Source organism: Bacillus sp. DTU_2020_1000418_1_SI_GHA_SEK_038, assembly GCF_032341175.1.
GTDB lineage: Bacteria > Bacillota > Bacilli > Bacillales > Cytobacillaceae > Cytobacillus.
The window spans coordinates 1865835-1881946 of the sequence record NZ_CP135435.1 but is presented as its reverse complement, the minus strand read 5'-3'; the positions used below and the strand labels follow the sequence as shown (position 1 = coordinate 1881946).

16 protein-coding genes are annotated in these 16112 nt (G+C 37.9%); all 16 read right to left on the bottom strand.

Annotated features, from left to right (window positions below; translation table 11 throughout):
- Window positions 1–260: 260 nt before the first annotated feature.
- Window positions 261–569, bottom strand: coding sequence for a flagellar hook-basal body complex protein FliE (gene fliE / locus RRV45_RS09345; RefSeq protein ID WP_315668539.1), 309 nt, complete (start codon window positions 567–569; stop codon window positions 261–263).
- A gap of 13 nt (window positions 570–582) precedes the next feature.
- Window positions 583–1032: a flagellar basal body rod protein FlgC gene (gene flgC, locus RRV45_RS09340; protein WP_315668538.1), complete on the bottom strand. Its 450-nt coding sequence runs from the start codon at window positions 1030–1032 to the stop codon at window positions 583–585.
- 2 nt (window positions 1033–1034) lie between these two features.
- Complete coding sequence (gene flgB / locus RRV45_RS09335) at window positions 1035–1430, bottom strand: flagellar basal body rod protein FlgB (protein WP_315668537.1); 396 nt, start codon at window positions 1428–1430, stop codon at window positions 1035–1037.
- 400 nt (window positions 1431–1830) lie between these two features.
- Window positions 1831–2610 (bottom strand): GTP-sensing pleiotropic transcriptional regulator CodY, encoded by a 780-nt coding sequence (codY, locus tag RRV45_RS09330; protein ID WP_315668536.1) that lies wholly within the window; start codon window positions 2608–2610, stop codon window positions 1831–1833.
- Window positions 2611–2712: 102 nt separating this feature from the next.
- Window positions 2713–4119: an HslU--HslV peptidase ATPase subunit gene (gene hslU, locus RRV45_RS09325; RefSeq protein WP_315668535.1), complete on the bottom strand. Its 1407-nt coding sequence runs from the start codon at window positions 4117–4119 to the stop codon at window positions 2713–2715.
- Window positions 4120–4137: 18 nt separating this feature from the next.
- A complete protein-coding gene (gene hslV, locus RRV45_RS09320; RefSeq protein ID WP_315668534.1) occupies window positions 4138–4680 on the bottom strand; it encodes an ATP-dependent protease subunit HslV in 543 nt (180 codons plus the stop codon).
- Between the two features lie 76 nt (window positions 4681–4756).
- The gene (gene xerC, locus RRV45_RS09315; protein WP_315668533.1) at window positions 4757–5659 is read right to left on the bottom strand and encodes a tyrosine recombinase XerC; all 903 of its coding nucleotides are present in this window, start codon (window positions 5657–5659) and stop codon (window positions 4757–4759) included.
- A gap of 56 nt (window positions 5660–5715) precedes the next feature.
- Complete coding sequence (gene trmFO / locus RRV45_RS09310) at window positions 5716–7029, bottom strand: FADH(2)-oxidizing methylenetetrahydrofolate--tRNA-(uracil(54)-C(5))-methyltransferase TrmFO (RefSeq protein ID WP_315668532.1); 1314 nt, start codon at window positions 7027–7029, stop codon at window positions 5716–5718.
- Window positions 7030–7203: 174 nt separating this feature from the next.
- Window positions 7204–9279, bottom strand: coding sequence for a type I DNA topoisomerase (gene topA, locus RRV45_RS09305; protein WP_315668531.1), 2076 nt, complete (start codon window positions 9277–9279; stop codon window positions 7204–7206).
- Window positions 9280–9583: 304 nt separating this feature from the next.
- Complete coding sequence (gene dprA / locus RRV45_RS09300) at window positions 9584–10456, bottom strand: DNA-processing protein DprA (RefSeq protein WP_315668530.1); 873 nt, start codon at window positions 10454–10456, stop codon at window positions 9584–9586.
- Window positions 10457–10561: 105 nt separating this feature from the next.
- Window positions 10562–11464 carry a succinate--CoA ligase subunit alpha gene (gene sucD / locus RRV45_RS09295; protein ID WP_315668529.1) on the bottom strand — a complete coding sequence of 301 codons (903 nt, stop codon included), beginning with the start codon at window positions 11462–11464 and terminating at the stop codon, window positions 10562–10564.
- 28 nt (window positions 11465–11492) lie between these two features.
- The gene (sucC, locus tag RRV45_RS09290) at window positions 11493–12653 is read right to left on the bottom strand and encodes an ADP-forming succinate--CoA ligase subunit beta (protein ID WP_315668528.1); all 1161 of its coding nucleotides are present in this window, start codon (window positions 12651–12653) and stop codon (window positions 11493–11495) included.
- Between the two features lie 97 nt (window positions 12654–12750).
- On the bottom strand, window positions 12751–13044 hold the full coding sequence (locus tag RRV45_RS09285; protein ID WP_315668527.1) for an EscU/YscU/HrcU family type III secretion system export apparatus switch protein: 294 nt from the start codon (window positions 13042–13044) through the stop codon (window positions 12751–12753).
- Window positions 13041–14354: a hypothetical protein gene (locus RRV45_RS09280; RefSeq protein WP_315668526.1), complete on the bottom strand. Its 1314-nt coding sequence runs from the start codon at window positions 14352–14354 to the stop codon at window positions 13041–13043. The genes RRV45_RS09285 and RRV45_RS09280 overlap by 4 nt, the downstream gene beginning before the upstream one ends.
- Window positions 14355–14366: 12 nt before the next feature.
- Window positions 14367–15146 (bottom strand): ribonuclease HII, encoded by a 780-nt coding sequence (locus RRV45_RS09275; protein ID WP_315668525.1) that lies wholly within the window; start codon window positions 15144–15146, stop codon window positions 14367–14369.
- 85 nt (window positions 15147–15231) lie between these two features.
- Complete coding sequence (gene ylqF, locus RRV45_RS09270) at window positions 15232–16107, bottom strand: ribosome biogenesis GTPase YlqF (protein WP_315668524.1); 876 nt, start codon at window positions 16105–16107, stop codon at window positions 15232–15234.
- Window positions 16108–16112 lie beyond the last annotated feature (5 nt).

The window sequence follows — 16112 nt, the reverse complement described above, 5'->3', positions numbered from 1 at the left end:
GGCAGCTAATAACCGCAAAACAGAAGTTTTTAGCTTTAATAAAATAATATAAACAATGCGTTCTAAGATATAGATTAATGTCTAGCTTCAGTGCCTAGGGGCTCGAGGTCATAAGCCAATCCGTCAAGAAGGTTAAAGAACAACCTTCCTGCCGTCTCGTCTTATGCTTGTCGCCCCTGGGCACAAAGGAAAGCTTCTGCGAATATTCATCGCAGGAACAATTGCCCTTTAATTGTTCCGAAGGCACTTCCGCATTTCTATTACACTTGCATTCGCATAGTCTCTTGATAGGCTTCGATTACTTTATTGCGAATTTCGAGTGTAGCCTGCAATGTAACACTTGCTTTTTGAGAAGCAATCATAACTTGATGTAAATCAACGTTTTCACCTTTTACGAGTTTTTCAGTCATTTTGTCTGATTCATTTTGGAGATTATTTAATTCCTGAATTGAATTCTTAAGTACGGACGCAAAACTCTTGTGAGCTTCGTATGGTGTATATGTATGAGTCTGTTTAGCCCCTTGAGGCTTTAATATATTGCTAACAGCAGGAAATCCAACATTATTCATTTATACTGCTCCTCTATTTTCCAATCTCTAATGCTTTCATCAACATGCTTTTAGAAGCATTAAGAACTGTCACATTCGCTTCATATGATCTGGTAGCACTTATGAGGTCTACCATTTCCCTCAAAGGATCAACATTTGGCAGCTCTACATATCCTTCAGCATTTGCATCTGGGTGCTCCGGATTATATACGAGCTTAAACGGAGTTTGGTCTTCAATAATTCTTGTAGCCTTTACTCCATTGCCGGCAATTGATTGGTTCATGGCTTTATTAAGAAAATTGGAGAACTGTCCCTCTTTCGGTTCAAGGACGACTGATTTACGCCGGTAGGGCTGCCATTCGCCATCGACTAGCTTTCCTCTAGTCGATTCTGCATTGGCCATATTCGATGAAATAACATCCATCCTTAATCTTTGGGCAGTTAGGGCAGAAGCAGAATTATTCATGCTATGAAAAATTGACATTTCTACTTACCTCCCCTTATAACAGTCTGCAAGCTTGAAAACTTTCCGCTAATTCGGTCAATAAGTGCATTGTAATAAATTTGATTACCGGCTAAGTCAGTCATTTCCTTATCGATATCTACACTATTCCCGTTATGGTTATAAGACACATTTTTCCTATTAATGATTCCAGCGTTAGAAAGCGGGCTGCTTTTAAAATCAAAATGCCTTTGATCTGTTCGATTTGCTTCTAAAGATCGGCTAACTGCGGTTTCCAATGACTGCTTAAAGCTAACGTCTTTTGCTTTATATCCTGGTGTCGCTTCATTTGCTATATTTTGTGATATTACCTTTTGTTTAAGGGAGGAATAATTAAGACCATTTTCAATATTCGTTATCGAATTAGAAAACAATTTCATAAAAGCACCTCATTATTGCTATTTTCATTGTCAAAAAAACCCATCAATGTAATATGTAGAATTTTGAAGAAAAAGAATACAATATGTCGCATACCTTTTATTGTAATGAAAATGAAATAATATGTCTATCATACTTGGAATACTTTTAACATGACCTTCTTCCCATTTTTAATTATAAAATGAGATATTTGTAATGAAAACATTAAATCATTGTAAATTACAACAATTTAACGAACAAAAACTTTTTCATCCTTTGTGATAATAGGAAAAAAGACCTCAGATTAATTAAAAATAAATTGTAATAGAAATAAAATAATTTTTTATTTTGTTTAAAGCCCGTAAAACAAATGTAATAAAAAAACCCCTTTTCTTGTCGAAAAAGGGGTTTAACAAAATGCTATTAATGAGATTTTAACTTCTCAAGCTCGAATAAAAACTTATCATTTAGAACCTTAATATAGGTTCCTTTCATACCAAGTGATCTTGATTCAATTACTCCTGCACTTTCTAATTTACGTAAAGCATTTACGATTACTGATCTTGTAATCCCAACACGATCAGCTATTTTTGAGGCAACGAGCAAGCCTTCACTGCCGTTTAATTCTTCAAAAATATGCTCAATTGCTTCTAATTCACTGTAAGAAAGGGAACTAATAGCCATTTGGACAACAGCTTTACTGCGCGCTTCTTCTTCAATTTCCTCTGCTTTTTCACGTAAAATTTCCATACCAACTACTGTTGCTCCATATTCGGCAAGAATTAAATCATCGTCATGGAATTGATCATTCAATCTTGCAAGAATTAGTGTTCCTAGACGCTCTCCACCACCAATAATTGGAACGATAGTCGTAAGCCCTGTTCTGAAAAGATCTTTATTTTCAGCAGGGAAAGCTGAATATTCACTTTCAACATCAAGGTTTGGCGAAGTCTCCTGAAGATTGAAAAGATTATTCGTGTACTCCTCAGGGAATTGGCGATCTGCAAGCATTTGCTTCATGCGATCATTTTCAATTTGCTGGTTTACAGCAAAGCCTAATAACTTACCACGTCTGCTTACAACGAAAATATTAGCAGTAATAACATCACTTAATGTTTCCGCCATTTCTTTAAAGTTAACAGGTTTACCTGCTGCTCTTTGCAGCATTGCATTAATTTTTCTAGTTCTTGATAATAAATCCATCAGTTTTTCCTCCATTTGCTTAACAAAAAAGCCTTATTCTATTTTATCTTGAAATAATAAAAATTATTTGTCTATCTATTCACATATAACTTAACATAAACTTTACAAAATAAATTGACTTAAATCCTTGTTGCGGGAAATTGCTCCTAATTTCTCTTCAACATATTGAGGAGTAATCGTTATCTTTTCCATCGTTACATCTGGTGCTTCAAAAGATAAATCTTCAAGCATCTTTTCCATTATCGTGTGAAGACGGCGTGCTCCAATATTGTCGGTATTTTGATTCACTTCAAAGGCAAATTCAGCAATCCTACGAATAGCATCGTCAGAAAATTCAATTTGTATACCTTCAGTTTCCAATAATGCTTGATATTGTTTGATAAGAGCATTATCAGGCTCAACTAAGATGTTAAAGAAATCCTCAACAGTTAGCTTCGTTAATTCCACACGGATTGGAAAGCGCCCTTGCAGCTCTGGGATTAAATCGGAAGGCTTCGCCATATGAAACGCTCCAGCTGCCATAAACAGTACGTGGTCCGTTTTTACTGTACCATATTTTGTTACGACTGTAGATCCTTCTACCACTGGAAGGATATCCCTTTGAACACCTTCCCGTGATACATCCGCAGATGAGCCACCGTTGCTGCGGCTTGCAATCTTATCTATTTCATCAATAAATATTATGCCAGATTGTTCAGCACGGAAAACAGCTTCCTGAGTCACTTCATCCATATCTATTAATTTTTGTGCCTCTTCATTTGTTAAAACCTTTCTTGCTTCACTTACAGTCAGTTTTCTTTTCTTCCTGCGCTTTGGCATTAAACCGCTTAAAGCATCCTGCATATTCATACCCATTTGTTCCATACCAGAACCTTGCAGCATATCAAACATAGATGGTGGCTGTTCTTCAAGCTCTACAGTGATAAATTCATTTTCAAGTTCACCTAAGGCGAGTTTTTCTTTTACAACCTTACGTTTTGCTTGAATATTCATATCATCTGAAGCGGTTGTATCTTGATCTGACCCATCATTGCCTCCACCGAAAAGCATTTCCAATGGATTCTTATAATTAACAGTCTTTTTGTTTGAAGGAACTAATAATTCTACTATGATCCGATTGGCACTGTCTTCTGCTCGTTCCTTCACGCTATTCATCTTTTCTTCTTTAACAAGTCTGACAGATGTTTCTACAAGGTCTCTAACCATTGATTCAACATCTCTTCCAACATATCCAACCTCAGTAAATTTCGTTGCCTCCACTTTAATAAAAGGAGCCCCGACTAACTTCGCCATTCGGCGGGCAATTTCAGTTTTACCAACACCTGTAGGTCCGATCATTAATATGTTTTTAGGGCTAATTTCATCACGGAGCTTTTCATCAAGTAATCCACGGCGATATCTGTTCCTTAATGCTACAGCTACTGCTTTTTTTGCATCCTTTTGACCAATAATAAATTGATCAAGTCTTTCAACAATTTGACGTGGCGTTAAGTCCGTTCCTTTAACCATCGGTCAGCTCACCTTCCCTTAAAGTTCTTCTACTATAATATTGTGATTGGTGTAAACACATATTTCAGCTGCCATTTCGAGAGAGGCTTTGGCAATTTCTTTCGCAGTTAAATGATCCCCAGCATACCGCTTTAAAGACCTTCCAGCTGCTAGTGCATAATGTCCGCCAGAGCCAATCGCTAAAATACCATCATCAGGTTCAATAACTTCACCTGTGCCTGATATAAGCAGGAGGCTTTCTGCACTCATGACAATAAGCATTGCTTCCAGCTGTCGCAATACTTTATCGCTTCTCCATTGCTTAGCAAGCTCCACTGCGGCTCGCTGCAAATTTCCATTGTATTCTTCAAGCTTGCCTTCAAACATTTCAAATAGCGTAAATGCATCTGCAACAGAACCTGCAAAACCTGCAATCACCTTTCCATTAAATAGCTTCCGAACCTTGCGTGCTGTATGTTTCATGACGACTGCATTTCCAAAGGTTACTTGACCGTCTCCAGCCATTGCGCAATTACCCTTGTGGTGAACAGCGAAAATAGTTGTTGCATGAAATTGAGACATTCTAACATCCTCCTTTTGCCGTTTAACGTAAACCAGGGCTATGATTTACAAATTCAAGGTATCGTAAATCTGTTTATTAAGCTCTTGGATGGTGCGCTAAATAAGAATTTCTTAAATATTCGCTAGTAACATGTGTATATACTTGTGTCGATGATAAATAGGCATGACCTAACAATTCCTGAACCGTTCTCATATCCGCTCCATTAGCTAGTAAATGTGTGGCAAATGAATGTCTAAGCATATGCGGATGAATTTTGCCATTTAAAGACGATTGTTCAATTAGCTTATTCAGAATATATCTTATCCCTCGAGCTGTTAGAGGTTTCCCTTTATTATTCAGAAATAAATAATCATTCGGGGCTTCCTTTTTTAGCAAGCTTCTGCGACCGTTATTTATGTAATATTGCAAGGCATCATGTGCAAAGCTTCCAAAAGGAATATACCTTTGCTTATTTCCCTTACCATGAACCAATACAGTTGATAAGTACATATCAATATCCTTTAATTGAATATTGCTGCATTCGCCGACACGCATACCTGTTGCATATAGGAGCTCTAATAACGCTTTATTTCTTTGCCCTAATATCGTTTCCGTTTCACATGCATTAAATAACTCTTTCATTTCTTCCTCATAAAAAAATTCCGGAAGCTTTTTTTCAAGCCTTGGAATGGAAGCAAGGGCAAAAGGGTTTTCAGTGACTACTTTCTCTCTGACGAGGAATTTAAAAAAACTCCGCAAACAAGAAATTTTTCTGGCAACAGATTTTCTCGCAAATCTTCTTTCAAAGAGCATTGTAAGATAAATACGGACATCAGAATACTTAACATCCTGCAAATTATTTATTGCTTGTTCATTTATGAACATAAAAAATTCGTTAATATCTTGCTGATAATACTCAATAGTATATTGTGAATAATTTTTTTCAATTTGTAAATATTCAATAAACATCTTTAACGAATTGTTCACATTTTGGTCCATTCATTATCACCTCACAAGGGCTTCTAAATAGTATCATATTTTAGAAGCCCTTGCAATTAAATCTCCTTACTTTTCACAAAGTTCTGAATTGTTTCTAATGCCCGGTTTGCATGCTGTTCGTTACGCTCTTTTTTTCCTCTAATTTTAACAGGAAGTTCAGGCAGCAACCCAAAGTTAGCATTCATTGGCTGAAAGCTTTTCTCGTTAGCTGATGTGATATATCTTGCCATACTTCCAATGACGGTTTCATGCGGAAATTCTACAAGATCTTCACCACTAAGCAATCTGGCTGCATTTATTCCTGCTACCAATCCGCTCGCAGCAGATTCAACATAGCCTTCAACACCCGTCATTTGTCCGGCAAAAAATAAATCTTCTCTGTTAATGAATTGATACGTAGGCTTCAATACCTTCGGGGAATTTATGAACGTATTACGATGCATAACCCCATAGCGGATAATTTCAGCATTTTCTAATCCCGGTATTAATTGAATAACCTCTTTTTGGGGGCCCCATTTTAAGTGAGTTTGAAACCCAACAATATTATATAGTGTTCCTGCTGCATCATCCTGACGAAGCTGAACTACTGCATATGGTCTTTTTCCCGTTTTTGGATCCTCTAAACCAACTGGTTTCATCGGACCAAAAAGCATTGTTTTCTTTCCTCTGGTTGCCATAACCTCAATTGGCATACAGCCTTCAAAAAAGATTTCTTTTTCGAATTCTTTTAATGGAACGGTTTCAGCGCTAATTAAGGCTTCGTAAAAATTATTGAATTCTTCCTCTGTCATCGGGCAGTTTAAATAGGCGGCTTCTCCTTTGTCATAGCGTGATTTAAGGTAAACCTTATCCATATTAATCGATTCTTTTTCAATAATTGGTGCTGCCGCATCGTAGAAATACAAGTATTCCTCACCTGACAATTCTTTAAGCTTCAAAGATAATGATTCGCTTGTTAATGGTCCTGTCGAGATGATAGTTGTACCATCAGGAATATTAGTAACTTCTTCCTGAATGACAGTCACATTTGGATGATTCTTCACTTTATCTGTTACCCGTGCCGCAAAGTCATGGCGATCAACAGCTAAAGCCCCGCCAGCGGGTACTGCACTAGCATCAGCTGACTCAATAATAATTGAATTTAATTTTCGCATCTCTTCTTTTAGCACACCTACTGCATTCGTAAGTGTATTTGCACGAAGCGAATTGCTGCAAACGAGTTCCGCGAATTTATCTGTGTGATGAGCAGGTGTTTGCTTCACAGGTCTCATCTCATAAAGCCTAACTTGAATCCCTCTATTGGCAAGCTGCCATGCAGCTTCACTTCCAGCTAACCCAGCACCTATGACATTTACTGTTTTATCCTTCATTTTCTAACCTCCGCGTTTCAAAAACATAGCTATCTTACTTTACACCTAATCACTATCATTTTGCAATTAAACTAATTGCATGATTAAGATTTTCTCTAAAAAGATTCCCTAATTGTTCTTAAAATATGGATATCTCAGATTTCCATAAGAAAAGAGTGAGCCGATAGCCCACCCTTAACCTTGCTTCTCTTCCTTGTAATCACATTCGATACATTGAACTTGAACACCTTTTTTCAGCTTCTTTTCAATAAGGAGGTTCTCACATTTTGGACAGCTGCGCGGTAAAGGCTTATCCCAAGAAATAAAGTCACATTCTGGGAAACGGTCACACCCATAAAAAATTCGCCGTTTTTTACTTTTTCTCTCTATTATATTTCCTTCCTTACACTTCGGACATGTAACACCAATCTCTTTAACAATTGGTTTTGTATTTCTGCAATCAGGAAAATTGCTGCAAGCCATAAATTTTCCGAATCGTCCCATTTTAAAGACCATCGGATTTCCGCATTGTTCACAATCTTCTCCTGCTGGCTCATCCTTAATTTCAACCTCTTGCATTTCTTTCTCGGCAATTTTCAGATGCTTTTCAAATTCACTATAAAAGTTATGGATAATTTCAACCCAATTGACTTTTCCTTCTTCTATATAATCAAGGTCCTTTTCCATCTTTGCTGTAAATTCAACATCGAGAATATCCGGAAAAAATTCAAGAATTAGGTCAAGTACGATTTCTCCTAGCTCCGTTGGAACAAATCGTTTATTATCCAATGCAACGTACCCGCGCTTTTGAATCGTATCTAAAGTAGGTGCAAATGTGGATGGACGTCCAATGCCAAGCTCTTCAAGGGTTTTTACTAAACGGGCTTCTGTATACCTTGGAGGAGGCTGGGTGAAATGCTGTTTCGGATCAATATCCTTTTTGATGACCTCATCACCTTCTTTAAGGTCAGGAAGCATTTTGTCCTTCTCCTCAGCTTGATCATCAGTACCCTCTACATACACTTTCATGAACCCAGGGAATTTCACTTTCGATCCTGTTGCTCTGAAAATGACATCGCCGTTCTTTAAGTCCACACTCATCGTATCCATAACGGCTGGAGCCATCTGACTTGCCACGAATCGTTCCCAAATTAACCTGTATAATCGCAGCTGGTCCCTTGAGAGAAACTCTTTTAAACTAGCTGGCTCTTTCGTTACACTTGTCGGTCGAATGGCTTCATGAGCATCTTGCGTATTAGATTTCTTTTTTTCTTTCTTCTTTTCAACCTGCAGAAAATCCTTGCCATAAGTTCCTGCGATATACTGGGAAGCCTCTCCTTGGGCAATTTCTGAAATCCGAGTAGAATCCGTTCTCATGTACGTAATTAAACCGACTGTTCCCTCTTTGCCAAGGTCGATTCCCTCATAAAGCTGCTGGGCAAGCATCATTGTTTTTTTCGCCCGGAAATTTAATTTCCTTGCTGCCTCCTGCTGTAGCGAGGAGGTAGTAAATGGAGCAGCAGGATTCCTTTTACGTTCTTTTTTTGCAACGGATGTTACTTCAAATTTGTTCCCATTCATTTTGCTTAATACAAGCTCGACATCATCTTTTGATTTTAATTCAAGTCTATTAGTCCCTATGCCATAGAAGGACGCTTCAAAGCTCTCATTTCCTTTTAGAAAATCGCCTTCAATGGACCAATACTCTTCAGGTTCAAAGGCTTTTATTTCTTTTTCCCTGTCAATAATTAAACGAACCGCTACAGATTGGACTCTGCCAGCACTTAGGCCCTTTTTTACTTTTTTCCATAGTAAAGGGCTGATATTATAGCCAACGAGACGGTCAAGCATCCGACGTGCTTGCTGGGAATCAACAAGATCCATATTAATAGGCCTAGGATGTTTAAACGATTCTTTTATCGCATCTTTCGTAATTTCATTAAAGACAACTCGGCATTCAGATGAAATATCCATATTAAGGCTGTGAGCTAAGTGCCAGGCAATAGCCTCTCCCTCGCGGTCGGGGTCAGCTGCTAGATAAATTTTCTTTGCCTTTTTGGCTGCTGTCTTTAACTCTTTCAATACAGGCCCTTTTCCCCGTATTGTAATATACTTAGGCTCGTACTGATTTTCTATGTCAACACCCATTTGACTTTTAGGAAGATCTCTAACATGTCCCATGGACGCTTTTACTTTATATTTTTTCCCAAGATAACGCTCAATCGTTTTAGCCTTTGCCGGCGACTCAACGATTACTAAAAACTCAGACATCAATAGTCCTCCTTAAGAGGGGATTTTATAAGAAATATCAATTATTATTGTACAACAGTTTCATCTTTGTCAAACATTATTATCCATTTTAAAACGGTTTCATTAATTATAAGCCGTTTTAATATGGATTTTTTCATTCTTAATTTCGAACGTCTGTTGCACAATGTATAACAGTTCCGAAGTAATTTCAAGTCTTTTGAATAAAATCAGGAAAAATATTATTCTATTTGTATAAATTCTTTAAAAAGCAAATATTCTTTTTTTAGAATTATACAACAATTTCAACCAAAAAATACATATATGTTTAATAAATCAATTCTTCTATTATATCTTCTGAAGATTTGACAAGCTTCGCTCCTTGCTGAATCAGTTCATTCGTCCCAGCACAATAGGGACTAAAGACATTACCAGGAAGAGCAAATACTTCCCTTCCTTCTTGGACTGCATAGTTAGCTGTAATTAATGAGCCACTCTTACTTTTTGCTTGGACAACAAAGGTTCCTTTACAGATTCCGCTTATGATTCTGTTCCTCATAGGAAATTGCCATTTCACTGGTCTTGTATCAGGCGGATACTCTGATATGATTAAATGGTTTTTCATCATTTCAACAGAAAGCTTTCTACTCTCCTGCGGATAAACGTGGTACAAGCCACCCGCAATAACACCGATCGTTTTTCCCTTTAAATGAATGGCAGTTTCGTGGGCAATCTTATCAATTCCTGCTGCCAATCCGCTTACAATCACAAATTTATTTTCAATTAATTTAGGAAAAAAACTATGAATGGCATCTTCTCCATAGTGATTATACTGCCTTGAGCCTACTACCGCTAAATGCAGATGATTTTTCAGCAATGATAGATCACCTTTCCCATAGAGAACCCAAGGCGGCTGATAAATTTCTTTTAATAATTCTGGATATTCGTCATCAAAAATTGTGATCATGCTGATGTCTTTTAATTGATACTGGCGAATTTGTTGAGGGATAAAATCGGATTGAAGATCATGAAGAATGGAGGCAGGAGTAGTAACAGTAGAATTCTGGTGAGGAAAATCATTGACGGATAAGTTGTAAAGCTGCTTGAGTCCTGGGTCAGCCTTTAAAATGTTTAATATTGTTTTCCAGCCTATTCCCCTGCAATGGTGCAAGTGAATTAATTTAAATTTAAAATCTTCCATTTTAATCCTCCTGTTTATTAATAATGCTCATGCAGAATAGCCCCCCTAAAAAAGGGGGGTCTGCATATAGTTCTAGCTAATCATTAAATTATTTTCACTATCAGATTAATGAGTTTTACACTTCTCGTATAGCCCTTTTTCTTTAAGGACTTTAATTAATGTTTCACCCATTACAGAAGGAGTCTCAGCAACTTCAATTCCACATTCATTCATAACGCGGATCTTTTCGTCAGCTGTTCCTTTCCCTCCAGAAATAATGGCACCAGCATGTCCCATACGCTTTCCTGGAGGTGCTGTGCGCCCGCCAATAAAGCCTACAACAGGCTTCGTCATGTTCGCTTTAACCCACTCTGCAGCTTCTTCTTCAGCTGTTCCGCCGATTTCACCGATCATGATCACTGCATACGTTTCTGGATCTTCGTTGAAAGCCTTTAAGGTATCAATGAAGTTTGTTCCGTTTACTGGGTCTCCGCCAATCCCTACAGCAGTAGTTTGACCGATACCAGCTTGAGTTAACTGATGAACGGCTTCATATGTTAGAGTTCCTGAACGGGAAACAACGCCAACATGTCCTTTTGTATGGATATAGCCTGGCATAATTCCAATCTTACACTCATCTGGAGTAATAACACCCGGACAGTTAGGACCAACTAGTCGAGTTTTCTTGCCTTCCATATAGCGTTTTACTTTTACCATATCTAATACTGGAATATGTTCAGTAATACAAATAACAAGATCAAGCTCTGCATCAACAGCTTCTAAAATAGCGTCAGCAGCAAACGGAGCTGGAACATAAATAACAGAAGCATTAGCTCCAGTCGTTTTCACTGCTTCTTCGACAGTATTAAACACAGGAACTCCTTCTACTTCAGTGCCACCTTTACCAGGTGATGTTCCCCCAACAATTTTTGTACCGTATTCTAACATTTGTTTTGTATGGAAAAGTGCCGTAGAACCAGTAATCCCTTGCACTATAACTTTTGTATCTTTGTTAATAAATACACTCACGATTATTCCCCTTTCTGGTTATCCCGAATTACCCTACTAATGAAACGATTTTTTGTGCGCCATCAGCCATAGATTCAGCTGCAATAATTTCAATGTCAGACTCAGCAAGAATTTTCTTGCCTAACTCAACATTTGTACCTTCTAAACGAACAACTAAAGGCACGTTTAAACCTACTTGCTTTGCAGCTTCTACTACACCTGTTGCGATAACATCACATTTCATTATTCCGCCAAAGATATTGACGAAAATACCTTTAACGTTTTTGTCAGAAAGGATGATTTTAAAAGCTTCTGTTACTTTCTCTGCTGTAGCACCGCCGCCAACATCAAGGAAGTTAGCAGGATCTCCACCATAATGTTTAACGATATCCATCGTTGCCATTGCTAAGCCAGCACCGTTCACCATGCAGCCAATATTTCCGTCTAGTGAAATATAGCTTAAATCATATTTAGATGCTTCAATTTCCTTTGGATCCTCTTCATCAAGGTCACGATATTCTAAAATATCTTTTTGACGGTAGATCGCATTGCTATCAAAATTCAATTTAGCATCTAATGCCATAACCTTGCCATCGCCAGTAACAACTAGCGGGTTAATTTCAGCAATAGAACAATCTTTCTCGATATAGGCACTATATAAGCCCATCATAAACTTAACCGCTTGATTTACGAGCTCTTTCGGAATATTAATGTTAAATGCAATACGTCGTGCTTGGAATGCTGTTAAACCAACAACCGGATCAATTTCTTCTTTGAAGATTTTTTCAGGTGTTTTTTCAGCAACTTCTTCGATTTCTGTTCCGCCTTCTTCAGAAGCCATTAAAACTACATGAGAAGTAGCACGGTCTAATACTAAACCAATATAGTATTCTTTTTTAATATCGCAGCCTTCTTCGATAAGCAGGCGTTTAACTTCTTTACCTTCAGGACCCGTTTGGTGAGTAACAAGTGTTTTTCCTAAAATTTCATTTGCATATGTACGAACTTCATCTAAATTTTTTGCGACTTTTACACCGCCAGCTTTACCGCGTCCCCCTGCATGAATTTGTGCTTTAACAACACACACTTCCGTGCCTAATTTTTTTGCGGCTTCCACTGCCTCTTCCACTGTAAAAGCAACTAATCCGTTTGGAACTGATACCCCATATTGTCTGAGGACCTCTTTTCCTTGGTACTCATGTATGTTCATTTCCATCCTCCTATTTGGTCTTTCATAAAAGTAGACTGCGATACCATTTTATATAATGACACAAACCTTGTCCACCTTTATTCCGGAAATATTATTTCTATTTAGAATTTATTTTTCCTGCCTTTTTATCAGCTTTATAGATAAAAGCAAAAACCTCCGCAACTGCTTCATATAATTCTTCGGGGATTTGCTCATTAATATTAAGTTTTCCCAATAGCTCTAATAAAGAGGGGTCTTCTTGGACAGGTATATCATGCTCCCTTGCTTTAGCAAGTATTCCTTCTGCAATTAATCCTTTTCCTTTTGCGGAAACATAAGGTGTATCTGAACCATTCTTATCGTAAGTCAAAGCAACAGCTTCTTTACGATGTAATTCATTTTGCTTTGTCATATCCGAAAATCAACCCCAATATAATGATTTGGAAGCTTAAGACTTGATAAGGCTTTTTTCTTTTCGATATGTGTTTCTTTCTTATCTATTGGTTTTTCGAAATGAATAGTAGATAAATGATATTTAATTTCTTCTAATCTTTCCTTTAAAATCGGGATATATTGCTGAGCCAGTGTTTTCAAATCATCATGATGATTCACTACTGAGATTGAAATGACCCTATTTTGGACATGCAAATCAACAATTGTTTCCTTAAGGTGGTCAAGATTTAAATAAAATAGAATTCGGCAAAAATTGGGATCTATCTGCCCATTTTCATTTTTTCTTCCGCTCCATTGCATCGTTAAATCTGTTCTTTTATCCCAAAAGGTCAATGGGATTTGAAAGATTAATTGCTGGATGGGACCAGCTTCCTGCGAGAGCACCTGATAACCGGTTATTTTGTTTAAAAGCTTTTCAGCAGCATCATGAATGGGGGCGGCTGCTTCCTCACTTAATAGACGCAATAGAATCGGCTTGAGGGCCTCCATTTTATTAACATTTAATGGCTCATTGTCTTTTATAAGCTTTACCGTTTCATTTTCGTATGAAAATCCAATGGTTTTAATAGCGGTCTTTACTTCATCCTTTATGAATTGTGTATTTGGGTCCTCGCTGGTTTGTAACATCGAAGCCGAGGGTTTGCTATCAGGGAAACGAAGCTGTTCCATAATAGAGATCAGACGCCTGGAAGCATCAGATAACTCCCCGTTTTTTAATAGTGCTTGAAGTTTGTCCAATAAGGAGGAAATGGGCTCATCCTCCTGTATCGCGTACAAGGAATTGAACACATTCTTTGTAAATGGCAGCTGCTTTGACAAGACCGCATCAAGGACCTTTAAGCCATCCGACAGTATTTTGCCTTTCAGCCATTGGGCTGCTATATGAACCGTTTCTTTCGTTATTGGGAGATGTTTATTTTGAAAGAATTGTAGTAAGGTAGTATTTACTTTTGAATTCGGGAGAGCAAGTTCTTTTAATACACTTTCACTAGTGGCGTCAGTTCCATTTCCTCCATTTGCCTCTAGCACTCTTAAGTGAACTTTTCCTTCACCTGACTGCACTTGAAACCAATGCCGCTCATTAACCGATAATGGGGCTTCTAGCTGGGCGATTACTTTATTAGACCCAACTAAAACCTCTGCAATCCCATTTGGAAATAACTTCATGACCTTGCCGCTAATGATTTGCCCCGGTCTTAATACTAAAGAAAGATTGTCACTTATTTGGTTCTGATTTAATAGATTTTGAACAAAATTCAGAGGCTGCAAATTTTCACCTTCTTATTTCCGTTTTCCTATGTAATCCTTTACTGGCGCAAAGCTTTTTCGGTGATGAGAGGTGATGCCAAACATTTGAATCGCTGATAAATGTTCTTTTGTCCCGTATCCCATATTTGTAGAAAAACCGTAAACAGGATATTCCCTTCCTAAATCAACCATTAGGCGGTCACGAGTCACTTTGGCAATAATGGAGGCCGCTGCGATTGATATACTTTTGCTGTCACCCTTAATAATCGCCTCCTCGGGATACGGTGTATTTAGTTTAACTGCATCAATAAGCAGAAAGTCAGGTTTTAATTTTAAACCTGCAATGGCTGTCCGCATGGCCTTTTTCGATGCCTCATAGATATTAATTTTGTCAATTTCTTCTGAATCAATTATTCCAACATGATAATCTATCGCCGATTGTATAATTTCCTCATAATATTCAACTCTTTTTTGTTCTGATAGCTTCTTAGAATCATCAAGTCCAGGCAAATAGAATTCAGGTGGTAAAATGACGGCAGCAGCTATAACAGGACCGGCCAAAGGACCTCTTCCCACCTCGTCAACCCCAGCAATATGAACAAAGCCTTCAGATCGATATTTTTTTTCATAGCATGTCATTTGAACATGTTTTTCATAGGCTTTAGCTTCTTTATCTTTTTTGTTATGCCATTTTTTTAATAGCCCATGTACGCCTTTTCGCTCATCCTTTTCCAGCATTTTCACAAATGGACTATGAAGATCATTTTCTTTAGCAAGCCTTTGTTCGATCTCTCGTATGTTTAATTTCTCCATGTTGATTCCCCTTCATTTCTTTGTATCGGCCTTAATCAGAAAATATTAAAGCCCTCTTTTCAAAAGAAGGGCCGTTGATTTATTATTATTTTTCTTCCGTTTTTTCCGCCACCAAGTCTTCAGGCTGCTCTAAAGAAATAGGTCCCCATTTTTCTGTTCGAAACTCCCTAATAACGAGTTCAGTAACTTTATCGTAATCAATCTCTCCTCCAGCCATTAGGCAGCCCCGAAGTTTTCCAATCTCATTAAATAATTCTACAATATCTTCAGGAATCTCATCTAGCTTGTAACGATCTTTGAGCCGGTCAGGGTATTTCTTCTCAAGAAATCTTAAAGCAAAAATGGCAATATCCTGTAAGTTTAAAATGGTATCCTTTATTGCTCCTGTTAGCGCTAACTTTAAGCCGACTTGTTGATCTTCAAATTTAGGCCATAGAATCCCAGGTGTGTCCAAGAGCTCCAATTCTTTTCCGACCTTAATCCACTGCTGGGCCTTGGTAACCCCTGGTGTATTTCCCGTCTTTGCAATATTCTTTTTCGCCAGCCTGTTAATTAAAGTTGATTTGCCTGCATTAGGGATACCTACAATCATGGCGCGAATAGCCCTCGGTTTTACCCCTTTTGCCTTCATTCGGTCAAATTTTTCTTTCAGAATATCTTGAGAGGCTGCCACGATTTCCTTCATGCCTTGTCCTGCCTGCGAATTAATGGCAAGTGCTCTCGTTCCTTCGTCCTGAAAATGTTTGATCCATTGCCTTGTCACTTCTTTATCGGCCATATCAGCCTTGTTTAATAGGACGATCCGCGGCTTATGCTGAATAATCTCATCAATCATCGGATTTCGGGATGAGTATGGGATTCTGGCATCGACCAATTCAAAAATAATATCAACTAGCTTTAGTTTTTCTGTTACTTGTCTGCGGGCTTTTGCCATATGCCCTGGAAACCATTGAATCGTCATAGCTT